This window comes from Kosakonia oryzendophytica (genome assembly GCF_027886705.1).
In the GTDB taxonomy this organism is placed as follows: Bacteria; Pseudomonadota; Gammaproteobacteria; order Enterobacterales; family Enterobacteriaceae; genus Kosakonia; species Kosakonia oryzendophytica.
Genome location: NZ_CP115659.1, coordinates 1,471,970 through 1,493,127, shown reverse-complemented (window position 1 = coordinate 1,493,127; position 21,158 = coordinate 1,471,970). Strand labels below are relative to the sequence as shown.

Genomic DNA, 21,158 nt, shown 5'->3' with positions numbered 1-21,158 from the left:
CCGGATACGCGCAGCGCCATGCGGCGCAATACCCCGCAGGCTTAGAAGTCGTAGCTCATCGACACTTTCAGCGCCCGCGCCTCACCTTGATAAATATAGGTGCCGTTGTCTTCGACGCTGGCCCAGTATTTCTCGTTGGTGACGTTATCCACGCCGACGCGCCAGACCATTTCGTTCTTCTCTGCATTCAGGTGCATGCGATAACGCATGCCCAGATCGAGCGTGGTATAGCTGTCAAGTTTCTTGGTGTTGGCATTGTTGGCATACTGCGAACCGGTGTAGTTCACTCTCGCGGTCGCTGTCAGGCCATCAATCGGTTTGATGTCATACTCCGCACCGAGCACGCCATAGAATTTCGCCACACCGATGGGCCGGTTGCCCTGGTTGATGCCATCTTTGGTTTTGGTCAGCTCGGCATCCAGCCAGGTGGCACTGCCGTTCAGACGCAACCCGAGCACCGGCTCGCCGAACACATTCAGCTCAACGCCACGGTTACGCTGCTCGCCATCCAGCGCGTAAATATTGGTGGTGCTGTCCTGAATCCCCACCGGCTTTTTGATGTCAAACAGCGCCAGCGTGCCGCCGATGCGGCCAAAGTCCGTTTTTACCCCCACTTCGTTCTGTTTCGAGTGCGCAATGCCAACACTTTCATACTTGTTGGCAGCGGTTTTCGGTGCCACGCCGCCCGGTTGTAGTGCTTCGGTATGGTTGGCGTAGAACGACACCGTTTCCCAGGGTTTATAGACAATCCCGTAAGTTGGCATCCAGCGTTGCTGGGTGTAACGCGCGGTGGTGGTCTCCGCCCCGGTGGCATTGCTGTAGTTACGCACCCACAATTTCTGGTAACGCGTACCCGCCGTAAACAACAGGGTGTCGTCCAGCACGCCCAGCGTATCGCTCAGGGTATAGCCCTGCGAACGGTAGCGTGCGGTGGTGAGTGGATCAAAATAGTTACCGCCAAACGAGGCATTATCCGGCTTTGTCACCGCCGCGCTGTTGTAAAGGTTGACCGTCGGGTTGGTCGCCGAATCAGACATCCGCCAGGCGATGTTTTCGCGTTTAATATTGGCAGAGTAGCCCAGGTTCACTTTATGGGAGATAAAACCGGTGTCAAAGTTACCCCGTACACCGCCCATGCCACTCCAGGAGTCACTGATACGGTTAGTATCGAGACGGCTAAAGGTTGCATCGCCTTGATCGTTATATAACTTTGGTGCGCCATAGGTGCCCATTTCATGGGCATGTTGACCACCGAACGCCGCATACGCGGTCCAGTCATCGGTCAGATCGTATTCCGCGCGAGCCAGGCCATATTCGTTTTCGATATCGCTATAGGCCCACTGCTGACTGTAATTTTTACGCGTGTCAGGAACAGAGGGAATAAAGTCCACCGCGCTGATGTTGACGCCCATTTCGCCACCGTGGAAGGTCTTCTTCTGGTAACCGAGATCCAGCGAACTGCGAAAACGATCGCCACGGTAATCAAGACCGAGCGAGGCGGCGGTGGTACGACGGTGATCATCTTTTACCGTTGCATCGCCTTCGCGGTGCAACAGATTCATGCGCACGCCAAACTGGTTGTTATCACCATAGCGACGACCGAGATCCAGCGATCCCCCCAACTGTGAACGTGTGGAATAATCCACACCAACACGGGTGATCGGTGCGTCTTCCGCATGCTTCGGTTCAAGGTTAATCATCCCGCCCACACCAGATGACGCCGAGCCGTTCATCAGCGCATTCGAGCCTTTAAAGATTTCGACACGTTCCAGCATCTGGGTATCAACCACCTGGCGTGGCACAATCCCTGCCAGACCGCCCATCATCATGTCGTCGCCATCCAGCTCGAACCCACGAATGCGGTAGGTTTCGGCAAAGTTGCCGTATCCCTGTCCGACCTGAACGCCCGCATCGTTGCTCACCACATCGGCAACGGTTTTCGCTTGCTGATCCTGAACCAGCTTCGAGGTATAGCCGATCACGTTAAACGGCACATCCATCGCCTTTTGTTCACCCAGCACGCCAAGACGCCCGCCGTGTGCAACCTGGCCGTCCAGATAGGCCGGAACCAGTTCGCTGCCGCCAGGTTTAAAATCGCTGTTCGCCGACTGAACAACGATGGTCTCTTCCTTCGTTTGGGTGGTGTTGGCCTCGGTGGTTGCGGCCTGCACGGTGTGCGCGGCAGTACCAATGGCCAGCGCAAGCAATGTCTTGCGCAAAGGAGTGTATGTCTTGTTGCTGTTATTCATCATCGACTCATCGTGAAACGTGTGAAAAACGGCCCGTTGCCGGGCCGGGTTAATTACGGATTCAGGGAAATACGGGCAACGCTGTCCGGCCCGTTAGTAGAGTGATCTTTATTGAATGCCTGTTTGACGGTGACATACAGCGACTGTCCGTCGGCAGAGAGCAGCAGGCTGTTCGGGTGCGGCGGCAAATCCCAGCTCTGTTTTACCGCGTAGCTGGTCGCGTCAAGGCTCAGCACTTTGCCGGATTCACGCTGGCTGATGTAAATCTCATGGCGTTTCGGGTTGAACTTCACCGCCAGCGCATCACCATCAATCTGTTTCAGCACCTTGCCGCTGTGGATATCCAGTACCAGCGTGGTTTTCGCTTTGGCATTGTCGGTCACAAACAGGCGCCCCGTTTCGCTATCTTCGGCAATATTCAGCAGCAGAGCCGGTTTCTCACCGAGCGGTTTCCAGCGCTGCTCGATACGGTTATTGCGCAGGTTCACCACGAGGATTTCGCCGCCGCCATTTGCTACATACAGACGCTGGGTTTGATCAGAGAAATGCAGCCCGGTCACCCATTTACCCGCGCTTTTGATGCGCGCCTTGAGCTTCAGGGTTTTCGCGTCAACGACCCACACCAGCGCCGGATCGGCAACAGCGCCAATATACAAGCTGCCGTTATGCAGCAAAATTTCGCGCGCGCCGTACGGCAAACCTTTTTCGTTGCGTTCCGGGAACAGCGTACGAGACAGCACCTTGCCATTGCGGGTATCAATAGCGCTCACACCGCCGTCCAGTGAGTTGGTGACATAGACAGTGTTGCCGTCCGCAGAGATAGCCATACCAAAGTTTTTCAGATCGGTATGGGTCGCGCCGAGGGTTTTCAACGTGGTCGGATCCAGTTTGTAGACCACACCGCCCTGCACATCTTTAAATCCTTCCGCGCTGGATACATACAGCGCATCACCTTGCGGGCTGAGCGCCATTTCGTACAGACCACTCGCCAGGTCGCGTTGTTGCACGTTGACCGCTGACGCAGCAACAGGGGGTTTTGGCGCATCTACCGCTGGTTGTGCAGACGTGGTGCTATGGGCGCTGCAACCGGCAAGTGCCAGCGCCGCCAGCAGTGGCAGCGCAGAAGTTTTTATTTTCATCGGGTGGATCCTTTACCGTTAATGTCATTAAGGCAGGCGAGTCGCGGCGTCGCGCCTGAAGAGCGCGATCGTTATTCATAAAGGCAGGTTTTAGCCCGGCGCAGCTCGCCACTGCTTTTCAGTGTCCCTGTAAGCGCTAACGCCTACTGTTATTGCGGAAAACGCCCTTGCTGTGCCCACAAACACTAAAGAGAATGAGAACTATACGCATTCTTTTATATCAGGCAAGCACTATTGTCTTCTTCGGATGTTGCGGCGGAGTGGGCTCGATGTGAAAGCGCCGGGCAAGATTATTCCCGGCGCGGAATAACGGGGAATTACAGACCCAGCGCTTTTTCAACAGCAGCTTGCCCCGGCTGACCGTCGCGGGTGGTCACGCCATTAAGCCAGCTTTTTAACAGCTCAGGACGCTTAGCCAGCTCCGCTTTCGCTGCCGCCTGCGCCGTTTCCTGCTTGTCCAGCACGCGGCCAATCACCGCATTCTCTATAGCCACATCAAATTTCAGCTGACTGAAGAAGCGGCCGGCATTCGGGCAATCACGGGCAAAATCGTTGCGTGTGACGGTATTCACCGTTGCACTGCCGTAGTTCGCGCCAAAGTACGCATCACCGCCGCTAAGATAGGCCAGTTTGAAGTGCGTGTTCATGGCATGCGGCTCCCAGCCCAAAAAGACGATCCACGCTTTACGCTCGACCGCGCGCGTTACCTGCGCCAGCATGCCGCTCTCGCTGGACTCCACCAGTTGCCAGTTTTGCAGGCCAAAATCCTGTTTCTCGATCATCTTCTTCAGGTTCTGGTTGGCGGGTGCACCAGGGGCGATGCCGTAGATCGTGTGGTTAAATTTCGCCGCGTACTTTTGCAGGTCGGCGAAATCCTTCACCCCCGCAGCAGCAACATAATCCGGTACCGCCAGCGTAAAACGCGCAGCAGGCAGGTTCGCCCCCACCACCTTAATCGCGCCGTCGGCCGTAAATTTGCTGATAACCGGCTCCTGCGCCGGCATCCAGTTGCCGAGGAACACATCCACCTGGCCGGTTTTCAGCCCCTGAAAGGCCAGCGCCACAGAGAGGTTCTGGACTTTTTGCTGGTAACCCAGCGCGTTCAGCACCACGCCGGAAAGCGCGTTGGTGGCGGCGATATCGGTCCAGCCGGGATCGGCCTGGGTAATGGTCGCACAGCGGGCGTCATCTGCGGCGATACTGCTCAGTGAAAATCCGCCAGCCAAAGCCAGCAGTACGAGTTTGCTCACGGTGTTGTTCATTGTTATTTTCCTGCCGGTTGTTTTAAAGGACGCGGATAACGGGCAAAAGCTTCCTGTTCATCCAGCGTTTGATGATTGCGAATGTAGCGTTGCGATGCGGCCTGATGCGGTTGAAAGTCCCATTCCGGAATCGCATGCTGCCCGGCTATACGCGTTAAAAAGAGCCGCCGCTGCTGGCTCGCCAGCACTTGTTCACGCAACCCGGAGACGTCCCAATGAGCATCGGCTTCGGCGGCAAACGCCGCGGCAACCTGCTGGTAAGCCTTCTCCGCCACCAGATTGACGCGTTCATGGGGATCGTTATGCAGATGAAAAAGTTGCGGCGCGTCGCTAAAGGAATAGACATATTTCCACGGCCCACGACGGATCATCAGCATCGGCCCCAGCGCACCTTCAGCCAGGTACTCGCTGTAAACGACATCCGGCCCCGGTTCACCACGCAAATGCGGCATCAGGCTGTGGCCATCCAGCGGGGCAATCGCCCGCACATTACCCTCTTCGCCACTCGCCAGTTCGATAAGCGTCGGCAGTAAGTCCACCAGAGAAACGCTCTGCGCAATACGCCGGGGGGCAAAGCGTGCCGGGTTATGCACAATAAAAGGGATATGTACGGCGTTTTCAAAAAAGGTCATCTTGTACCAGAGATCGCGCTCGCCCAGCATTTCGCCATGATCGGCCACCACCAGCACCACGGTGTTTTCCGCCAGGCCGGTCTCCTGCAACGTCGATATGATCTCGCCAAAGCAATCATCCACATAGGCCAGTGCCCCATAGTAAGCGTGCCGCGCACGGCGGATATGCTCATCGCTGAGCAGCCCCTCTTCCAGTTGATACATGGCCCGCAAGCGCGCGGAATGTGCATCGTCTTCGACATCTTCCCGGCGCGTTTGCGGCAGATCGATATCGGCATCGTTAAAGCGCTCAAGGTAGCGACGAGGAATGGCAAACGGATCGTGCGGATGGGTCAGCGACAGCAGCAACATAAAAGGCTGCTCCTCCGGGCGACGGGCTGCGTCATACAATCGCTGGCGCGCCAGAAACAGCGCTTCATCATCAAAATCGAGCTGATTGGTGCGCACACACTCCCCGGCGTCCAGCACCGAACTCATGTTGTGATACCAGTCAAGGCGGCGCTCCGGACGCTGCCAGTCCGGCGTCCAGCCAAAATCCGCCGGGTAGATATCGGTGGTCAGGCGCTCGTCAAAACCATGCAATTGATCCGGGCCGCAGAAGTGCATCTTGCCGGAGAGCCAGGTGCGATAGCCCTGCTCACGTAGGTAGTGACACAGTGTGGGCGAATCGGCATGAAATTCGGCGGCATTATCATAGACGGCGTTGCGGGAAATAAATTGACCGGTCATCAGCGACGCACGCGACGGTGCGCAAAGCGGGCTATTGCAATACGCAGATTCAAATACCACGCCTTCATCCGCCAATTTATCTATATTCGGTGTCAGACTGACCTTATTACCATACGTTTTTAAGGCGCTGGCGGTTAACTGATCGGCCATCAGAATAACGATATTCGGTTTATTTATAAGCATGCGACGTCCAAAAATAAGATATTCACAAAAAACGTGTTACGTTTATCTCACGCATATTTAGCCCTGTGAAGGGGTTATTTATTTATCATGAAATAAGGTGGATTTATGGCAGACAAATTACAACTTCCGCCTTTACAGGCATTAGTGGTATTTGAAGCGGCGGCGCGCTTAGGCAATTTTACCGCTGCCGGAAATGAGCTTGGACTTTCCCAGCCTGCAGTCAGTCAGCGTATTCAGGCGCTGGAAAACCGGCTCAATGCGCCATTATTTGAGAGGCGGCACCGCGGCGTACAGTTAACCGAAGCAGGCCACAGTCTGTACCTGATTGTCCGCAGCAGTTTGAACGATATCAGCGAGCAACTGGAGCGTACCCGCCGCAAGCGCAATGTGCTGCGTATCGACACCGATATGGGTTTTGCCAGTTACTGGTTGCTGCCACGGATGGAGCGTCTGCAGGCACTGATCCCCGGCGTGGAGGTACAGGTCACCACCTCGCCGAATGACTACAACTTTCGCGACAGCAATGCGGATCTGGCCATCTATTTTGGTCAGGGAAACTGGCCAGCAACCCAGACACAGCGCCTGTTCCCGGAGGTGGTTTTTCCGGTGTGCAATCAGGAGATTAAACAGGCACTGGGTCAGCACAACCGGGCGGAAGCCTTGCTGTCGCACCCGTTATTAAAACTGCCGGAGACCCATCCACAACGCTGGATAACCTGGGAGGACTGGTTTCACCAGCAGCAGATTTATGGCCAGAGCCACAGCGCATCGCGCACCTTTAATGCCTATTCGCTGGTGATCCAGGCGGCACTCGAAGGCCAGGGCATCGCGCTGGGCTGGCAACCGCTGATTACGCCATTTATCCAGAACCAGCAACTGGTCCAGTGTGGCCCGCAGGTGCGTACTGAGCGCGGTTATTATCTTATTTCCGCCAGCAATAAACCGGCATCGGTTCAGCAGGAAAAAATAAAAGCGTGGTTATTAGATGAGGCCTGGGGTTTTCATGAGCAGGCAACGCCCATTAGCGTAATATAAATAAGCTAATGCGTAAAAAGCATATCGGGAAAGTGAAAATTAATTCTCCCCCAGATTCTTTTACGCTAGTGTGTATTAGCACTCCTGAAATAAAGTAAACATTATGCCACAGCCGCTATTTGAATTACGCTCAATTACCAAGCAGTATTATTCCTCAGGCGGAAAGAGCTTTTTCCCCCGCCGGGAAAAAAGCGCCACCGTAACCGCATTGCAAGATATTAATCTGCACATATTTGCCGGTGAAATCTTTGTCATTGTGGGATTATCCGGTTCGGGAAAATCCACGCTGCTGCGCACGTTAAACCACCTAATTCCGGCCAGTTCCGGCGACGTGATCTTTCAAGGTCGCACACTCGCCAGTTTGTCAGATAAGGCGTTAATTGCTCTGCGTCGCGAGCACATGGGGATGGTGTTCCAGTCTTTCGCCTTGTTCGACGAACGCACGGTGCTGGATAACGTTGCCTTCGGTCTGGAAGTGGCCGGTGTGCCCCGCGAAGCACGGGAAAGCCGGGCGCAGGCGATGCTGGAAAAAGTCGGGCTCGGCAACGTGGCAGACCACTACCCACACCAGCTTTCCGGCGGTATGCAACAACGCGTGGGACTGGCGCGTGCGCTGGTGGTGAACCCTTCGGTCTTGCTGATGGATGAGGCTTTTTCCGCGCTGGATCCCATTATCCGCCGTGAGATGCAGTCGCTGCTGCTGATGTTGCAGGCCGAATCGCAGCGCACCATCGTGTTTGTGACCCATGACATGGAAGAGGCACTGCGTCTGGGTTCGCGCATCGCGATAATGGAAAAAGGCAAGCTGGTGCAGGTGGGTAAACCGGAAATGTTGATCAATGCCCCTGCCACACCGTATGTGCGCCGTTTCTTCTCCGGTGTGGATGTCTCCCGCTGGCAAATGGCGGAAAACTACGCCGATATCTGGACGACGCGTTAAGGAATATCATGGCTTACCCACTCGATTTCAGTCGGCAGATCGACAGTGCTATTCACGCCTTGCTGGCAAATGCTGGGGGGTTGTTTGACGGCATTGCCGCCGGTATCGATCTGTTTGCCAGCAGCCTTGAGCTACTGATTAACAGCCTCTCCCCTTGGGGATTGGTGATACTTGCGGTGGTGATTGGCGGCTGGCGCATCGGTAAGGGGTTCGCGCTGTTTGCCCTGCTTGCCACGCTGTACATCATTTACAGCGGTTACAGCGAACATGCTGCCATCACGCTGGCGCTCACTCTCTCTTCAACCTTCTTCAGCCTGTTGTTGGGTATTCCGCTGGGGATCTGGAGCGCACGTCGCGCCGCCGTGGGTAGCGTGGTGCGGACACTACTCGATTTTATGCAGACCATGCCCGCATTTGTCTATCTGATCCCGGCGACGATCCTGTTTGGCCTCGGGCGGCCACCGGGGATCTTCGCCACCATTCTGTTCTCTATGCCGCCGGTAGTGCGCTTGACGGATTTGGGGATTCGTCAGGTGAATCCGGCGCGTATGGAAGCCGGTATCGCGTTTGGTTGCACACCGTGGCAATTGCTGTGGAAGGTACAACTTCCTGCGGCGCAGCCCGCCATTATGGCAGGGGTGAACCAGACCATTATGATGGCCATGTCGATGGTGATTATTGCCTCCATGGTCGGTGCAGGAGGACTGGGTAACGACATTCTCAGCAGTATTCAACAACTGGAGATGGGGCTGGGGCTGCAGAGTGGTTTGGTGGTGGTGCTGATGGCGATTCTGTTAGATCGTTTATCCGCCAGTTTCGCCCGGCGACCTGCCGGTCAATAACTCCGTGATTGTGAACGTTGCCAGGCGCCGTCGACCAGTTCGGCGGCAGCCTGTATTTGATCGCGAAACGGCGCGCCAAAGCTCTCCATCAGCGCAGCATGGCGGGTAAGAAAGTGCATCCCCTCTTCATTACCGGCAATGCTTTCCAGAAACCAGTCCGGTACCCCTTTTTTAAGACTGAGTTCGCACAGCCCGGCGGTGAATTCGGCACGTCGGGAAACGTCCGTGATCCAGGAGGGTTGCTGCTCATCCATTTCCCTGGCAACAGTGGCCTGCAACGCCCGTTGGGAACGGCTGTAATATTCGCGGATCTTCGATGAGCTCCACGCCTTCCCAAAAAACAGCAGTAATATCGGAACCACACACCAGATAATCGTCATTATGCGCTCATTGTCTGTTTTCACCGCACTCCGGATAGTACTGGCTAAAGCGGGCAAAAGCATCATCGCAAAAGTCTGTTTTTTGCCAAATGGCGGCTAAGACGTTACGCATAGCTGGCCCGGTAAGCATAGCGCCACCGGGCAATCAGCAATAGATGTGAGTATAAGGCGGGTACTAGCGATGCATTCCCCAGCGTTTGATGGTCACTTTTTCCAGGCTGGCAAACACCACGCCTTCCACCAGTAAACCGATGGCAATTACCGTGACCAGTCCGGCGAACACGCGATCGGTAAACAGCTCATTGCGATTCTGGAAAATATACCAGCCCAGACCACCTTCCCCACTGGATGCGCCGAACACCAGTTCTGCTGCAATCAGCGTACGCCAGGCAAATGCCCAGCCAATTTTCAGCCCGGCGAGAATGGCGGGCAACGACGCCGGGATAAGAATAGTGACCACATAACGCGGCCCGCTCAGTCCATAATTGCGCCCGGCCATACGCAGTGTTTCCGGCACGCCGCTAAAACCGGACCAGGTATTCAGCGCAATCGGCCACATCACCGAATGCACCAGCACAAAAATCAGGCTCACATTGCCTAACCCGAACCACAACAGCGCCAGCGGCAGCAGAGCAATGGCTGGCAGCGGGTTAAGCATCGCAGTGAGTGTACTGAGCAGGTCACGACCAAATTGCGTGGTGACCGCCAGCGCGCTGGCAAGCAGCGCCAGCAGGCTACCAATCAGATAACCTTTCAATAAAGTACTCAACGAATTGATGATTTTGGCGGGCAATTCACCATTGCGCATATCGTCACTGAACGCATGCCAGGTTTGCAGTACGCCGGGCAGCATCAGGTCATTTTGCTGCACCCGCGCCGCCACCTCCCACAACGCCAGCACCAGCAACACGATCAGTGATTTACGTAACCATGCCTGATTCCACACGCGCTGACTCAGCGGTAACGGCGTCTCGACCGGCACATTACGCAGTGGCGGTAATTCGCGTTCGAATTCAGGACGGATGTACGGTGGCTGCGACATACGCGGTTTCCTCACCAGATGAAGGGGATGGGCTGGCCCCGTTTGTCGGGAACAACAGATCGTGGATATGACGCGCGGCGTGCTGGAACGCCTCGCTGCCGAAATCATTCAGGCCAAACTGATGGCAATTGATCTCCGCTCTGACCCTGCCTGGGTGCGGGGAAAGCACCAGGATGCGGCTTCCGACCACCAGCGCCTCTTCAATTGAGTGGGTGACAAACAGCAGCGTAAAACGCTCCTCTTCCCACAGCGCCAGCAGCTCTTCCTGCATGGTGCGTCGGGTGAGCGCATCCAGCGCCGCGAAAGGCTCATCCATTAACAGCATGCGCGGTTTCATCGCCAGCGCGCGGGCAATGGCGACACGCTGTTTCATACCGCCGGAAAGCATGTGCGGCATTACATCAGCAAACTCCGCCAGCCCCACTTTATGCAGAAAATGCAACGCGGTCTCTTTGGCTTCCGCCCGGCTGGCTTTGCGACTTGCCAGCAGCGGAAACATCACATTTTCCAGTACCGTCTTCCACGGCGGCAGCTGATCGAACTCCTGAAACACCATCATCCGTTCCGGGCCAGGGGACGTGATGACCGAACCGGCCAGCGAAAGTTGCCCACTGCGTGGCGTGAGGAAACCGCCAGCGGCCTTCAGCAGACTCGACTTCCCGCAACCTGACGGCCCAAGCAAGATAAAGCGATCGCCCGGCCAGACATCAAAACTGACATCGTGGGTGGCGCGCACCTGGCGCTCGCGCGTGCGGTATTCAATGTTCACGTTGCTGACCTGCAACAAGGGGCCGTCACTCGGATGCATTGTCATCGGTGTCTCCTGGGTTGCCGCTTAACTGCCTGGTTTTTCCCACGCCTCGTTAAAGAAATAGTCTTTCCATGAACTGGCTCTGTTTTTCAGTACGCCCAATTCATGGAGTTTTTCGGCATACACGCCGGTACGTTCCGGGGAGACGGTGAAGCTTATCTCGGGATCGTTAACAATTTTCTGCACCAGCGGTAACGGCAGACGGGATTTTTCGACGCGAATATAGGTTTCCGCTGCTGCGTTTTTGTCGGCATTAATGATTTTCGCCGCTTCACTCAGTGCGCGATAAAAAGCCTGATAGGTTTTTGGATTCTCGTCGTGGAATTTCTCGGTGGTATAAAGCACATTAAATGTCGCTTGCCCGCCTAAGACATCATAGGAGCTGAGAATTTTATGCACATTATCATGTTCCAGTGCCTGATACTGAAACGGCGGGCTGGAGAAATGGGTGGTAATTTCCGACCCGCCGGCAATTAATGCCGCACTGGCATCCGGATGCGGAAGGCTAACGCTAATGTTATCAAAACGCTTAAAATCATCGTTGCCATATAATTTAGCGGTTTCAATCTGTAAGGTTCGCGACTGAAAACCGACGCCAGCAGCCGGTACCGCAATTCGGTCCTTATCGGTCAAATCTTTAATGCTTTTTACCGCCGGATTATTACTCAATAAATAGTTGGGCATTGAGCCCAACGAGGCGATGGCTTTGATATTTTGCTTCCCTTTCGTGCGGTCCCAGAGCGTAAGCAGCGGCGGCACGCCAGCTGACGCAACATCTAACGCACCAGAGAGCAAGGCTTCATTCATGCCGGTGGCACCGGATATTGTGCGCCAGTCGACGGTGATATCCAGCCCCGCTTTTTTCCCCTCTTTTTCGATCAGGTGCTGGTCGCGCACTACATCAAGAATTAAATAGCCAATACCAAACTGCTGCGCAATGCTGATTTTCCCTTCGGCAAATACCGAATGGCTCACGCCGCATAATGTAAAAAGTGCCAGCGCCCCGGCAAGCGTCCTGTTTAATGTGTTCATGCCTGTCCCCAGAATATCGTTGTTATCAGCAGAAAATGATTGGCTGGTGGGAAAGCAAAAGGAAATGATTTAATCAGCAATGCTTAGTTGAAAATTAAAAATAGCTTTTCCCTCGCGGCATTATTCAATAAATGGCAAAGGATAGTTATTTTTCATGGTTATGTAACAAATATATCGTCGTTATAGTCGAAAACACCTCTTTATTATCCTCTATGAGTACAGGGATTATGCCTCTATTTTCACATCAACATTTACGCGTATTGTTGAAACAGCATCTGGTGCGGGTGAATACCGCACCCGAGATTGCGCAAAAAGTTGCGGATAACCTGGTGGAAGCCTCGTTAAAAGGCCACGATTCCCATGGTGTGACGTTGCTGCCCCGCTATATCCGCGCGATTCTGGCAGGCGATCTTAACGCCAATGCTGAACTGAAAATCGTGCGTGACGCCGGACCAATCCTCTCCTTTGAAGGCGGGCACGGGTTTGGTCAGTTGCTGGGTGAACAGGCGATGACCGCCGGCATCGAGCGCGTCCGGCAATTTGGCGTGGCGATTGTCGGTCTGGCGAACTCACACCATCTTGGGCGAATTGGCGCATGGGCGGAGCAGGTCGCCGACGCCGGGCTGGTATCGATCCACTTTGCCAACGTCGCCGCCCCTGCGGCGGTATTGCCGTTCGAGGGGCTGCGCCCCGGCTTGGCACCAATCCCTTCTGCGTCGGCATACCGTTACACAACCGCCCGCCGGTGGTGCTGGATTTCGCCACCAGCGCCATCGCCGGGAATAAAGCCCGTGTGGCCTGGAATGAAGGTCGGCAAATTCCTGAAGGCTGCGCGGTAGACGCTAACGGACAGCCCACCACCGATCCCGGTGTATTAATGACCGAACCCCGTGGCGCACTGTTGCCCTTTGGCGGTCATAAAGGTGCAGGACTGTCGCTGGTTTGCAGCCTGCTCGGCGCCGCGTTGACCGGCGGTGAAACCGAAAGCCATCACATTCCGCCCCGCGAGGGCATTATCAACAACATGTTGTCGATTCTGTTTGACCCACAACGTTTGGGCGCAGGCGAGCACTATCAACAGGAACTTCTGGCGCAGGTGGACTGGGTGCGTAACGACCAGCAAGGCCGCGATGTGCAGATTCCGGGAGAGCCGGAACGGCGCGCTTATGCCCGTCGTCAGCAAGAAGGCATTCACATTGACGGGGTGAGCTGGCGTGAGTTTATGGCGCTGGAGACATTACGTGCGTGATCCCGTACTTAATGCGGGGTTGATTGTTAAGATGATAAAGATTATCTTTCTCATTACCGAATAGTTGAGTCAAACGCTCAGGTATTCGGTACGACATTGCTCACATTGCTTCCAGTATTTTTGCCCGCCTGACAAGTGCGGGCTTTTTTTTGCCTTTCCCGCTCTGTTACCGCGCATCCGACTGAGATTTGGCTTAAGGAGCCATAATCTCCCGTTATTCATCGGCTTACTTACCTGAAATCAAACCGTCACAAAACCGACTTAACCTAAGAATATTCTCATTACAGGTTCTGTCAGAACATGGATATTCCGCTTTCATCCCGACAGCTTAACGCCGGTATTTTGCGCCTCACCGTACCGCACGTAACACCAGACAACAACAATGCGCAGGTGATGTCGCTGTTTAACGAACATACTGCGTTGATTGGCCTGCCGGTGCTGGAGAACAATCGCCCTATTGGCATGATTAACCGCCATATTTTTTTGTCACAGATGAGCCGCCCCTTTTTCCATGAACTTTACGATCAGAAAAGCTGCATCGCCTTTATGGATAAAAGCCCGCTGATCGTTGATGCCGATGCGGGTCTGGAATACCTGTCGGAACGGGTCATCGAAACCGGTGATAAAGCGGTGACGGAGGGCTTTATTCTCACCCAGCAGGGGCAGTACATCGGTATTGGTCTGGGCATCGACCTGATTCGCACCGTATCGGATTTGCAAGCCAAACAGCATTTGCAAATTATGCAAAGCCTTGATTATGCGCGCATTATTCAGGAATCGATGCTGAGCCGTTCACGCAACACCATTGAACAAACACTGGAAGAGTGGTGTTTATACTGGCACCCGCGCGACTGTGTTGGCGGGGACATTTACGCGTTTCAGCGCAGTGAAAATGGCTGGCTAATGGTGCTGGCGGACTGTACCGGCCACGGTGTTCCCGGTGCCTTTATGACGTTCATTTTCTCTTCGGCGCTGGAAAAAGCGCTGACCATCGCCCGGCCCGATGCGCCAGAACACCTGCTCAGCCTGATCAATCAGCACATTAAACAGACATTAAGCCAGGTACACCCTTCGTCCGATCGCAGCCAGTCCAATGACGGTTGCGACGCTATTGCTCTGTATGTCGATACCCATCACGCCCAGGTAAGCTGGGCCAGCGCCCGTATGCACGCCTTTATGCTCGGCGCACATGCCGACAATGCCATTGTGCTGGACAGCTGTCGCAAAGGCATCGGTTATACCGATACGCCAGTGGGCTACCAGTGGCAGCGTTATCAGGCACCGTTGCAACGGGGCGATACTTTTTTGATTGTTTCTGATGGCGCGACGGACCAGCCCGGCGGCCCGCGCGACATTATGTTTGGTAAGAAACGTATTCAGTCACTGTTAGTACAGAACCGCTCACTGCCCATGTCTGCCCTTTCCGATGCCCTGCTTCAGGCGTTGAAAAGCTGGCAAGGGCAACAGGCATCCCGTGACGACATGACATGGTTTGGTTTTCGCTGGTAGACAAAAAGTATGCAAATAAATGACCTGCAGGGCAAAGAAGCCGTCCTGTTACCCCTTTTTACTCTGCAACGGCAAAATGCCGTTGAGCTGTTTTATACGGGTTATTTTTCTCAGCAGCATATCGTTTCGCTGGGCAACGTCATTCGCACATGGCTGGATAAGCACGAATCTTCCGCCGTTACGCGCCGTAAACTGTTCTCGGTGTTTATCGAAATGGGGCAAAACATTGTGCGTTACTCCTCAGATGAGCGGTTTTTGTGCACCGGTCAGGATGAGCTGCGTTTTGGTTCTGTCTGTTTCCATATGGACACCTCCCATTATTACCTCGAAACCGCAAACCTCGTGGGGCCAGAAGCCTCTTCCCTGTTGCAAACCAACCTTGAAGTCCTGCGTACGATGACGCAGGCGGAAATTCGCGATGCCTGGAAGCAAGGGCTGCGTGCAGAAGCGCCGACGACCAGCAAAGGCGCGAACATCGGTTTGCTGACCATGGCGCGGGATACCAGCGCACCGCTGGAATATCGCATTCATCCACTGGCGGCAGGCAACCTCTCCGCCTTTCACTTAAAGGCAACCTTTTGCCATGACTGATACGACACTGACGCCCCCGATTGAACTGACCGCCACCGCTGCCACGCCAGAGGTGAAGTTCGATTTTGCCGCGCAGCGACTGCTGCTTAAAGGTGAAGCCTACCCGGAAAACGCGGCTGCGTTCTTCCGCCCGCTACTGGACGCAACGGAAAGCTGGCTGCAAACCCGGCCGCAAACATCAACGCCGGTGCAGTTGCACGTCGCATTGCGCTATTTCAACAGTTCCAGTACCAAGCTGCTGTTCACCCTGTTTGAAAGCCTGAACGATCACGCAAAACAGGACGTCCCCTGCGAACTGCACTGGTACTACGACGCCGAAGACGATATCTCCGAAGAGTTTGGTCAGGAGTTGCGTGTCGACTTCCCTTCGCTGGCGGTGTTTCTTATTCCGGACATCAACGCATGCTAGATATCAATGAGCTGTTCCGGGAGGAGTATTCCGTTCTCGAAGATGCCAGGCTGGCCGCCGCCGATCGTCAGCTCTCTGCCGATGCCTGCCGTGAGAAGCTGTGGGGCGTCGCGAAACACTATCAGCGTCTGATCCGCGAATCGTATCGTCTGATTTCCCGCAGCGACCGCGCGGAGCGTGAGCTAAACCGCATGAACGAGCAACTTCAGCAACTGGCGGCGCGTCTGGAGTATGAAGCGACGCACGATCCGCTGACGGCGGTGTTCAACCGTAGCGCGATCATCAACCAGATCAATCAGGGGCTGACTACCGGCAGCGTTGCGCTGATCCTGCTGGATATTGACCATTTCAAACGCATTAACGACGAGTACGGTCACCCGATGGGCGACCGGGTGATCTGCTCACTGGTGTCGCGCGTGCGCCGCGCCGTGCCGCAAAGCGCAGCGATTGGTCGCGTGGGCGGCGAAGAGTTCACCATTGTGCTGCCTGAAGCGCGCATTGAAGAGGCGATGATTATCGCCAGCTATATTCATGCCTCGCTCAATGCCTCACCGCTGGAGGTGCTGCCCCAGCAGTGGGTGACGGCCAGTTTTGGCGTCAGTCTCGGCGCGAAAGAGAGCGACTTCGAAACGCTCTACAGCGCAGCAGACACAGCGCTGTACACGGCTAAAAAACGCGGGCGCAATCAGGTAGCGCTGCATGAGGATTTTTTCCGCCAGCCGGCGAAAGCCTGCTAACCGCCGCGCGGCGGTTAGCAGTGATGCAATACTGAAATATCAATCGTGTCAGGATGATAAAGCGCCTGAGCAATGCGGCAGATATCACACACCCTCACCTCTCCAGAATGAATACTGCCGTACGCGCTACGGACGGCCGTTACGAGATTGCTATAGCGTCACAGGGATAGACGACAGGGAACGTAAGGCGTGTAAATAGTCGTGAGAATTCTGATTTTTTACCCCAGCCTCTGGCACAGATTAAGGGAGAAACCATGCTGCTTATATAGCCATTAAAAGGGGCAGAATCATGTTCAATATCGAAACCATTCTGGCGAAAATTAACCGTGCACTTACGCCTCATGGCGATATCACGCTGACATCTTCATTACTGACGGAATCCCTTCCCGACCTGCACAAACGTTTTAAAAATATCCTTTCACGCGGTGAAATTCTCTATCTGTACCTGGAGTCTTTACGGGCGCAGGAAGATACAACAACACGGGAAAAAATAAAGAAAGCACCTTCAACCTCAAGAATTGAACCTTCCGATCTGGCCCTCGCCATTCGACAAGCGGTAGGGCCTTTGACATTGCAGCGTTATGTGAATGCCACGGATGTCGGCGCGAAAAAATTGCTCCGCTATATCAAGGAGCATCCGGATGCCTTCGTCGATGATGTTGGTATTGAGCCATGGCCGATATCGTCGATGTTGAGGTCACAAATTGAAAAGAATCGCCTCCATCAACACAATCTCCGCTCTGGCAGCGATCCGGTGTATAACAAGGCTTTTAAAAAACGGCAATTCTGGAGTAACGATCAAAAAAGCGAAGGCAATAAAATCTTAAGCGATCAACGTGTTAATCCGTTCGCAAACTCCGTTAGCGAGTTAGCCCGGAAATACCATGAAAGATTGCATTCCTCCTCCGTTGCCAGCGGTGCAGTCAGAAAATTGACCCAGGCTGAGCGCGATATCATCAACCTTTACAGTAAAGAGTCACTCCCTTTCCATACGATAACATTAGGGTTCAGGGATCTGAATGCACAAGAGAAAGCACAGGGTTATCACATGGGCCAGGGGGTTGAACTGATTAACGCCTTATCCCGACTGCCCTCTCACAAAGGGAAAACCTACCGCGGTGCGTTTATCGAAAAGGGATTTACCTATGAAACGTCCGGCGTTCCGGTCACCCGAAGTATGACCGTGACAACCGGGAAAGATGGCAAACGCAGAGCATGGAAGCCAGGCGATTACGTCACAACAAGAACCTTTTTTTCCACCAGCGCAGCCAAAGGCGTTGCTGCCGAATTCATTATGCGTCAGCGTTTTGGATCAGGTTTTCACTCCGACACGGCGATTTTAAATGTGGTGGGAACCAGCGGTCGAAATATCACCCAACTGACCCACATAAAACAGGCAGAAGTCCTTTACCCTGCCTATACCGTTTTTCAGGTTAAACACGTGCAAAAAGGTGAATTTGGTCTTGAGATTGACCTGGAAGAAGTGGATGAAGAGATCTGGAACGATCCTGACGCGGTCATCAGGGATTATCGTTTTGGTAACGTTGTATTAGAAAGGCCAAAACATATGATCCCGCAACGGACCAAATAATACAGAACCGATAAAACGGCCACCGCAACTTCCGGTGGCCGTTGGCTTTATTCCGTTATGCGTCAGGACTTATAACGGGTATTTCCTTGCGATATAAGATTTCAGCACTTCGGCATCAATGTATCCCGTATTAACGTAACCGCTGTGTTGATTGAGTTCCGGGTAGCCATCCCCTCCTGTGGCATTATAACTGGGAAGGCTCATACGGTAAGTTTTATCCATTTCCAGTGGCTTACCGCTTATCGTGACGTGAGCCACTTTGCCATTATCCCGGTCAAACGCGATGTTGTGGAATTGAGCATAAGCCCCCGAGCCCGCAGTCTTAAATGCGACAACATTGAGATAGTCGATAATTTCCTTACCGGTCAGTGCAACATAAGTTACCGAGTTGCCAAACGGCTGGACTTTCAACACATCGCGGTAAGTGACGGGCCCCGCACTGATAGAACTACGAATACTCCCGCTGCTGATAACGCCGAAGTCCGCCTGGGTTTTATCCATCTGCGCGGCAATAATCAGTTGCCCCATATTGGTTTGCTGTGAGCGAACCACATCGCGATCGCCTTCAAATGTTTGCCTGAACATGCCAATCGGCACGCTTAACTGGGTATCGATATGTTTTTTATATCCCTGCAACAGCGTATATAGCGCTTGCACCGCTGGCGTCTCCGCTTCTGTCGAGGCGACGACAGGCAGCAACTGATAACGTTTTAACGTAAGCTGACCTTTTTGCCAGATAAAATCGGCCCGCCCAAGGTAACGTCCGCTGTCGAGCGCCTGCATTATCCAGATCCCATTCTGGCGATCGGGCTTGCAGTCAGCATGTTTACGCCAATCAGCATCCAGTGCTTTGTCGCCAACGCAGACGGCGGTATGGGTATGCCCGCCAATGATCATGTCCACGCTGCCGGGGGGCAGTTCGCGCGCCAGTTCTACATCACCCGGCGCGCTGGAGCCGTGCTTGCCATCGTAATAATACCCAAGATGTGTGAGCGCAATAACCACATCGGGTTTCTCTTTTGCCATTTCCGCTAAGACTTTACGCGCTTCACTGACATGGGGTCGGAAATCGAGATTTGCCAGAATCGCCTTACTGCCAACGATCCTGGTATCCACGCTGGTCAAACCCAGCACACCGATTTTCAGCCCTTTCTTCTCAAAAAATGCATAAGGTGTAAAAGCACGATGCGACGTCTTGTTGTTATAAATATTGGCAGAAAGAAAAGAAAACCCTGCCCAGCCTTGCTGACGCTGAAGAATATCATGTGTGTTATCAAATTCATGATTGCCCACCGTCATCGCATCGTACCCCATCTTCGCCATGGCCTTAAAATCAGGCTCGGCAAGGAGAAGATCCGATTCCGGCGTACCGGTATTGACATCACCGGCATCCAGCAACAACACCGCACCTCCCTGCGCAGCGACTTCATTGCGAATACGCTCAATCATTGCAAACCGGTTAACCAGTCCGTTATTTCCCTCCTTGTCTTGCCAATAGGCCCATGATGATCGTTGGTATGCAACACCGTGAGGAATACTGTCTCATCCCTGGATTGCTGGCTGGCGTACCCTGTCTGAATCAGCAAAAAAGGGAGAGCAAATAAAATGAACAGATAGCGAAAAAATAACATGTTGCCTCCTGCTGTCTGCTGCACTATTAGTTCAGCACACCTTTATCATCGACAAACATAAAAAACTTTGTGGCTTGATAAGGTTGGAAATTGTTATCCGAGACAAAAATTAAAGACTTTTTCCCGTTGATCTGCGGGCCGAACGTTACCGCCTCAATGCAGTCCGGTGCTTTGGTGTAATCGTCGAAATCAATCAATAACTTTTTACTGACGGGTTGAAGCAAATTTTTCTTCTCAACATCTGCAAGACTTTTTTTACCGATAATATTTGTAGCCTGGGAAAGATCGGAAATATAAGTTCGGATATTGAAATCAAAATCATTAAACCCTTCACTGGCATTACGCCCTGCTCGCTCTGTGATCAGTAATTTATCGTTACCAAGAGCAAGAATTTCAGACAGGCCATTATCACTGACACCATATTTCGTTATGCGCGGGATAGGATCGACATTATAAATATATTCTCCTACCAGTTCCCCGACATTGCCATCAGGTTGCAGCGCAAATTTAAGAATACGTACCGGTGAAGAGCTCACGGTGGTGCTGATGCCACCATCCTGCTTCAATGCACTTTCCGCTGCCACGAAGAGGAATTTACCATCAGGCGTGACGCTGGCCCCTTCAAAGGTCGCGCCGTTGCGTAGCCCTTCCGGTGCTTTTTTCAGATCACCACCGGCGTTATAGGAAACGGGGATTTTATCTGCGAAATCCTTCTTCAACTTGCCATCCAGGGAAGAGAGCCTGAGTGGGCTACCCAGTTCAGATGTCCAGAGCACGCTTTTTTTATCAGGTGTCAGCGCAAAACCTTCACCATCAACTTCCTGTTCCTTGAATGATTTCCCATCAGCATCGGTAAGCTGTTGCATATTCTGGATATCAACACGTTGGATGCCTTTGCTGTTGGTTTTAATGTTAAGGGTATAAAAACGCGCCATTCCTTCGGCAGGCGTATTTCGGGCATCAGTAATGGCATAATAGACGCCTTTGGCCGGATCGTAAGCCATTGCGGACAGTCCGCCAAATTTCACATTCTGAAAACTTGTTGCAGTCGGAATAGAATATTCATTTAAAAAAGTCAGTTCAGCTCCGGTAGCTGAAACAGACAGCGCAGACATGCCGACGGTCAACGCGATATATTTAGCTAATAATACTTTTTTCATAATTG

At 53.4% G+C, this 21,158-nt stretch carries 19 protein-coding genes and 1 pseudogene; 9 read left to right on the top strand and 11 right to left on the bottom strand.

The window, feature by feature from the left end:
* Positions 1 to 41: 41 nt before the first annotated feature.
* The 4 genes from O9K67_RS07305 to betC all read right to left on the bottom strand — a co-directional run bounded on the left by O9K67_RS07305 (position 42) and on the right by betC (position 6,194).
* A complete protein-coding gene (locus O9K67_RS07305; RefSeq protein WP_082794145.1) occupies positions 42 to 2,252 on the bottom strand; it encodes a TonB-dependent siderophore receptor in 2,211 nt (736 codons plus the stop codon).
* Positions 2,253 to 2,302: 50 nt separating this feature from the next.
* Positions 2,303 to 3,388 (bottom strand): YncE family protein, encoded by a 1,086-nt coding sequence (locus O9K67_RS07300; protein ID WP_061493834.1) that lies wholly within the window; start codon positions 3,386 to 3,388, stop codon positions 2,303 to 2,305.
* A 317-nt stretch (positions 3,389 to 3,705) separates the two neighbouring features.
* Positions 3,706 to 4,650 (bottom strand): choline ABC transporter substrate-binding protein, encoded by a 945-nt coding sequence (gene choX, locus O9K67_RS07295; protein WP_061493833.1) that lies wholly within the window; start codon positions 4,648 to 4,650, stop codon positions 3,706 to 3,708.
* 2 nt (positions 4,651 to 4,652) lie between these two features.
* On the bottom strand, positions 4,653 to 6,194 hold the full coding sequence (gene betC, locus O9K67_RS07290; RefSeq protein ID WP_061493832.1) for a choline-sulfatase: 1,542 nt from the start codon (positions 6,192 to 6,194) through the stop codon (positions 4,653 to 4,655).
* A 105-nt stretch (positions 6,195 to 6,299) separates the two neighbouring features.
* Between betC and O9K67_RS07285 the strand changes: the two genes are divergently transcribed.
* From O9K67_RS07285 to O9K67_RS07275, 3 genes are all read left to right on the top strand, one after another.
* Positions 6,300 to 7,229, top strand: coding sequence for a LysR substrate-binding domain-containing protein (locus tag O9K67_RS07285; protein ID WP_061493831.1), 930 nt, complete (start codon positions 6,300 to 6,302; stop codon positions 7,227 to 7,229).
* A 103-nt stretch (positions 7,230 to 7,332) separates the two neighbouring features.
* Complete coding sequence (locus tag O9K67_RS07280) at positions 7,333 to 8,169, top strand: ATP-binding cassette domain-containing protein (RefSeq protein WP_061493830.1); 837 nt, start codon at positions 7,333 to 7,335, stop codon at positions 8,167 to 8,169.
* Between the two features lie 8 nt (positions 8,170 to 8,177).
* Positions 8,178 to 9,011 (top strand): ABC transporter permease, encoded by an 834-nt coding sequence (locus tag O9K67_RS07275; RefSeq protein WP_061493829.1) that lies wholly within the window; start codon positions 8,178 to 8,180, stop codon positions 9,009 to 9,011.
* On the opposite strand, the gene O9K67_RS07270 is transcribed toward O9K67_RS07275, so the two are convergent.
* From O9K67_RS07270 to O9K67_RS07255, 4 genes are all read right to left on the bottom strand, one after another.
* Positions 9,005 to 9,391 (bottom strand): hypothetical protein, encoded by a 387-nt coding sequence (locus O9K67_RS07270; RefSeq protein WP_061493828.1) that lies wholly within the window; start codon positions 9,389 to 9,391, stop codon positions 9,005 to 9,007. The two genes, O9K67_RS07275 and O9K67_RS07270, sit on opposite strands and share 7 nt — an antisense overlap.
* A 175-nt stretch (positions 9,392 to 9,566) precedes the next feature.
* A complete protein-coding gene (locus O9K67_RS07265) occupies positions 9,567 to 10,433 on the bottom strand; it encodes an ABC transporter permease (protein ID WP_061493827.1) in 867 nt (288 codons plus the stop codon).
* Complete coding sequence (locus O9K67_RS07260; protein ID WP_061493826.1) at positions 10,405 to 11,247, bottom strand: ABC transporter ATP-binding protein; 843 nt, start codon at positions 11,245 to 11,247, stop codon at positions 10,405 to 10,407. Before O9K67_RS07260 ends, O9K67_RS07265 begins: the two co-directional genes overlap by 29 nt.
* Positions 11,248 to 11,268: 21 nt before the next feature.
* Positions 11,269 to 12,276: an ABC transporter substrate-binding protein gene (locus O9K67_RS07255; RefSeq protein ID WP_061493825.1), complete on the bottom strand. Its 1,008-nt coding sequence runs from the start codon at positions 12,274 to 12,276 to the stop codon at positions 11,269 to 11,271.
* A gap of 131 nt (positions 12,277 to 12,407) precedes the next feature.
* Between O9K67_RS07255 and O9K67_RS07250 the strand changes: the two are divergent.
* From O9K67_RS07250 to O9K67_RS07225, 6 genes and pseudogenes are all read left to right on the top strand, one after another.
* Positions 12,408 to 13,525, top strand: a pseudogene (locus O9K67_RS07250) (malate/lactate/ureidoglycolate dehydrogenase).
* Between the two features lie 300 nt (positions 13,526 to 13,825).
* Positions 13,826 to 15,034 (top strand): SpoIIE family protein phosphatase, encoded by a 1,209-nt coding sequence (locus O9K67_RS07245; RefSeq protein WP_061493824.1) that lies wholly within the window; start codon positions 13,826 to 13,828, stop codon positions 15,032 to 15,034.
* 9 nt (positions 15,035 to 15,043) lie between these two features.
* A complete protein-coding gene (locus tag O9K67_RS07240) occupies positions 15,044 to 15,625 on the top strand; it encodes a SiaB family protein kinase (RefSeq protein ID WP_061493823.1) in 582 nt (193 codons plus the stop codon).
* Positions 15,618 to 16,034 (top strand): DUF1987 domain-containing protein, encoded by a 417-nt coding sequence (locus tag O9K67_RS07235; RefSeq protein WP_061493822.1) that lies wholly within the window; start codon positions 15,618 to 15,620, stop codon positions 16,032 to 16,034. The genes O9K67_RS07240 and O9K67_RS07235 overlap by 8 nt, the downstream gene beginning before the upstream one ends.
* Positions 16,028 to 16,771 (top strand): GGDEF domain-containing protein, encoded by a 744-nt coding sequence (locus O9K67_RS07230; protein WP_061493821.1) that lies wholly within the window; start codon positions 16,028 to 16,030, stop codon positions 16,769 to 16,771. Before O9K67_RS07235 ends, O9K67_RS07230 begins: the two co-directional genes overlap by 7 nt.
* 289 nt (positions 16,772 to 17,060) lie before the next feature.
* Positions 17,061 to 18,362, top strand: a complete 1,302-nt coding sequence (locus tag O9K67_RS07225) for an ADP-ribosyltransferase domain-containing protein (protein WP_061493820.1) — start codon at positions 17,061 to 17,063, stop codon at positions 18,360 to 18,362.
* A gap of 69 nt (positions 18,363 to 18,431) precedes the next feature.
* On the opposite strand, the gene ushA is transcribed toward O9K67_RS07225, so the two are convergent.
* From ushA to O9K67_RS07210, 3 genes are read right to left on the bottom strand one after another with little or no spacing between them, the layout of a single operon-like run.
* Complete coding sequence (ushA, locus tag O9K67_RS07220; RefSeq protein ID WP_271044648.1) at positions 18,432 to 19,811, bottom strand: bifunctional UDP-sugar hydrolase/5'-nucleotidase UshA; 1,380 nt, start codon at positions 19,809 to 19,811, stop codon at positions 18,432 to 18,434.
* On the bottom strand, positions 19,808 to 19,993 hold the full coding sequence (locus O9K67_RS07215; RefSeq protein ID WP_148654695.1) for a hypothetical protein: 186 nt from the start codon (positions 19,991 to 19,993) through the stop codon (positions 19,808 to 19,810). The genes ushA and O9K67_RS07215 overlap by 4 nt, the downstream gene beginning before the upstream one ends.
* A 26-nt stretch (positions 19,994 to 20,019) precedes the next feature.
* Positions 20,020 to 21,153, bottom strand: a complete 1,134-nt coding sequence (locus O9K67_RS07210; RefSeq protein ID WP_071889912.1) for an esterase-like activity of phytase family protein — start codon at positions 21,151 to 21,153, stop codon at positions 20,020 to 20,022.
* Positions 21,154 to 21,158 lie beyond the last annotated feature (5 nt).

Bases quoted from the DNA above. Each gene is read 5' to 3' on its own strand.
- O9K67_RS07305 (WP_082794145.1), bottom strand. From the start codon at position 2,252: ATGATGAATAACAGCAACAAGACATACACTCCTTTGCGCAAGACATTG.
- O9K67_RS07300 (WP_061493834.1), bottom strand. From the start codon at position 3,388: ATGAAAATAAAAACTTCTGCGCTGCCACTGCTGGCGGCGCTGGCACTT.
- choX (WP_061493833.1), bottom strand. From the start codon at position 4,650: ATGAACAACACCGTGAGCAAACTCGTACTGCTGGCTTTGGCTGGCGGA.
- betC (WP_061493832.1), bottom strand. From the start codon at position 6,194: ATGCTTATAAATAAACCGAATATCGTTATTCTGATGGCCGATCAGTTA.
- O9K67_RS07285 (WP_061493831.1), top strand. From the start codon at position 6,300: ATGGCAGACAAATTACAACTTCCGCCTTTACAGGCATTAGTGGTATTT.
- O9K67_RS07280 (WP_061493830.1), top strand. From the start codon at position 7,333: ATGCCACAGCCGCTATTTGAATTACGCTCAATTACCAAGCAGTATTAT.
- O9K67_RS07275 (WP_061493829.1), top strand. From the start codon at position 8,178: ATGGCTTACCCACTCGATTTCAGTCGGCAGATCGACAGTGCTATTCAC.
- O9K67_RS07270 (WP_061493828.1), bottom strand. From the start codon at position 9,391: ATGACGATTATCTGGTGTGTGGTTCCGATATTACTGCTGTTTTTTGGG.
- O9K67_RS07265 (WP_061493827.1), bottom strand. From the start codon at position 10,433: ATGTCGCAGCCACCGTACATCCGTCCTGAATTCGAACGCGAATTACCG.
- O9K67_RS07260 (WP_061493826.1), bottom strand. From the start codon at position 11,247: ATGACAATGCATCCGAGTGACGGCCCCTTGTTGCAGGTCAGCAACGTG.
- O9K67_RS07255 (WP_061493825.1), bottom strand. From the start codon at position 12,276: ATGAACACATTAAACAGGACGCTTGCCGGGGCGCTGGCACTTTTTACA.
- O9K67_RS07245 (WP_061493824.1), top strand. From the start codon at position 13,826: ATGGATATTCCGCTTTCATCCCGACAGCTTAACGCCGGTATTTTGCGC.
- O9K67_RS07240 (WP_061493823.1), top strand. From the start codon at position 15,044: ATGCAAATAAATGACCTGCAGGGCAAAGAAGCCGTCCTGTTACCCCTT.
- O9K67_RS07235 (WP_061493822.1), top strand. From the start codon at position 15,618: ATGACTGATACGACACTGACGCCCCCGATTGAACTGACCGCCACCGCT.
- O9K67_RS07230 (WP_061493821.1), top strand. From the start codon at position 16,028: ATGCTAGATATCAATGAGCTGTTCCGGGAGGAGTATTCCGTTCTCGAA.
- O9K67_RS07225 (WP_061493820.1), top strand. From the start codon at position 17,061: ATGTTCAATATCGAAACCATTCTGGCGAAAATTAACCGTGCACTTACG.
- ushA (WP_271044648.1), bottom strand. From the start codon at position 19,811: ATGATTGAGCGTATTCGCAATGAAGTCGCTGCGCAGGGAGGTGCGGTG.
- O9K67_RS07215 (WP_148654695.1), bottom strand. From the start codon at position 19,993: ATGTTATTTTTTCGCTATCTGTTCATTTTATTTGCTCTCCCTTTTTTG.
- O9K67_RS07210 (WP_071889912.1), bottom strand. From the start codon at position 21,153: ATGAAAAAAGTATTATTAGCTAAATATATCGCGTTGACCGTCGGCATG.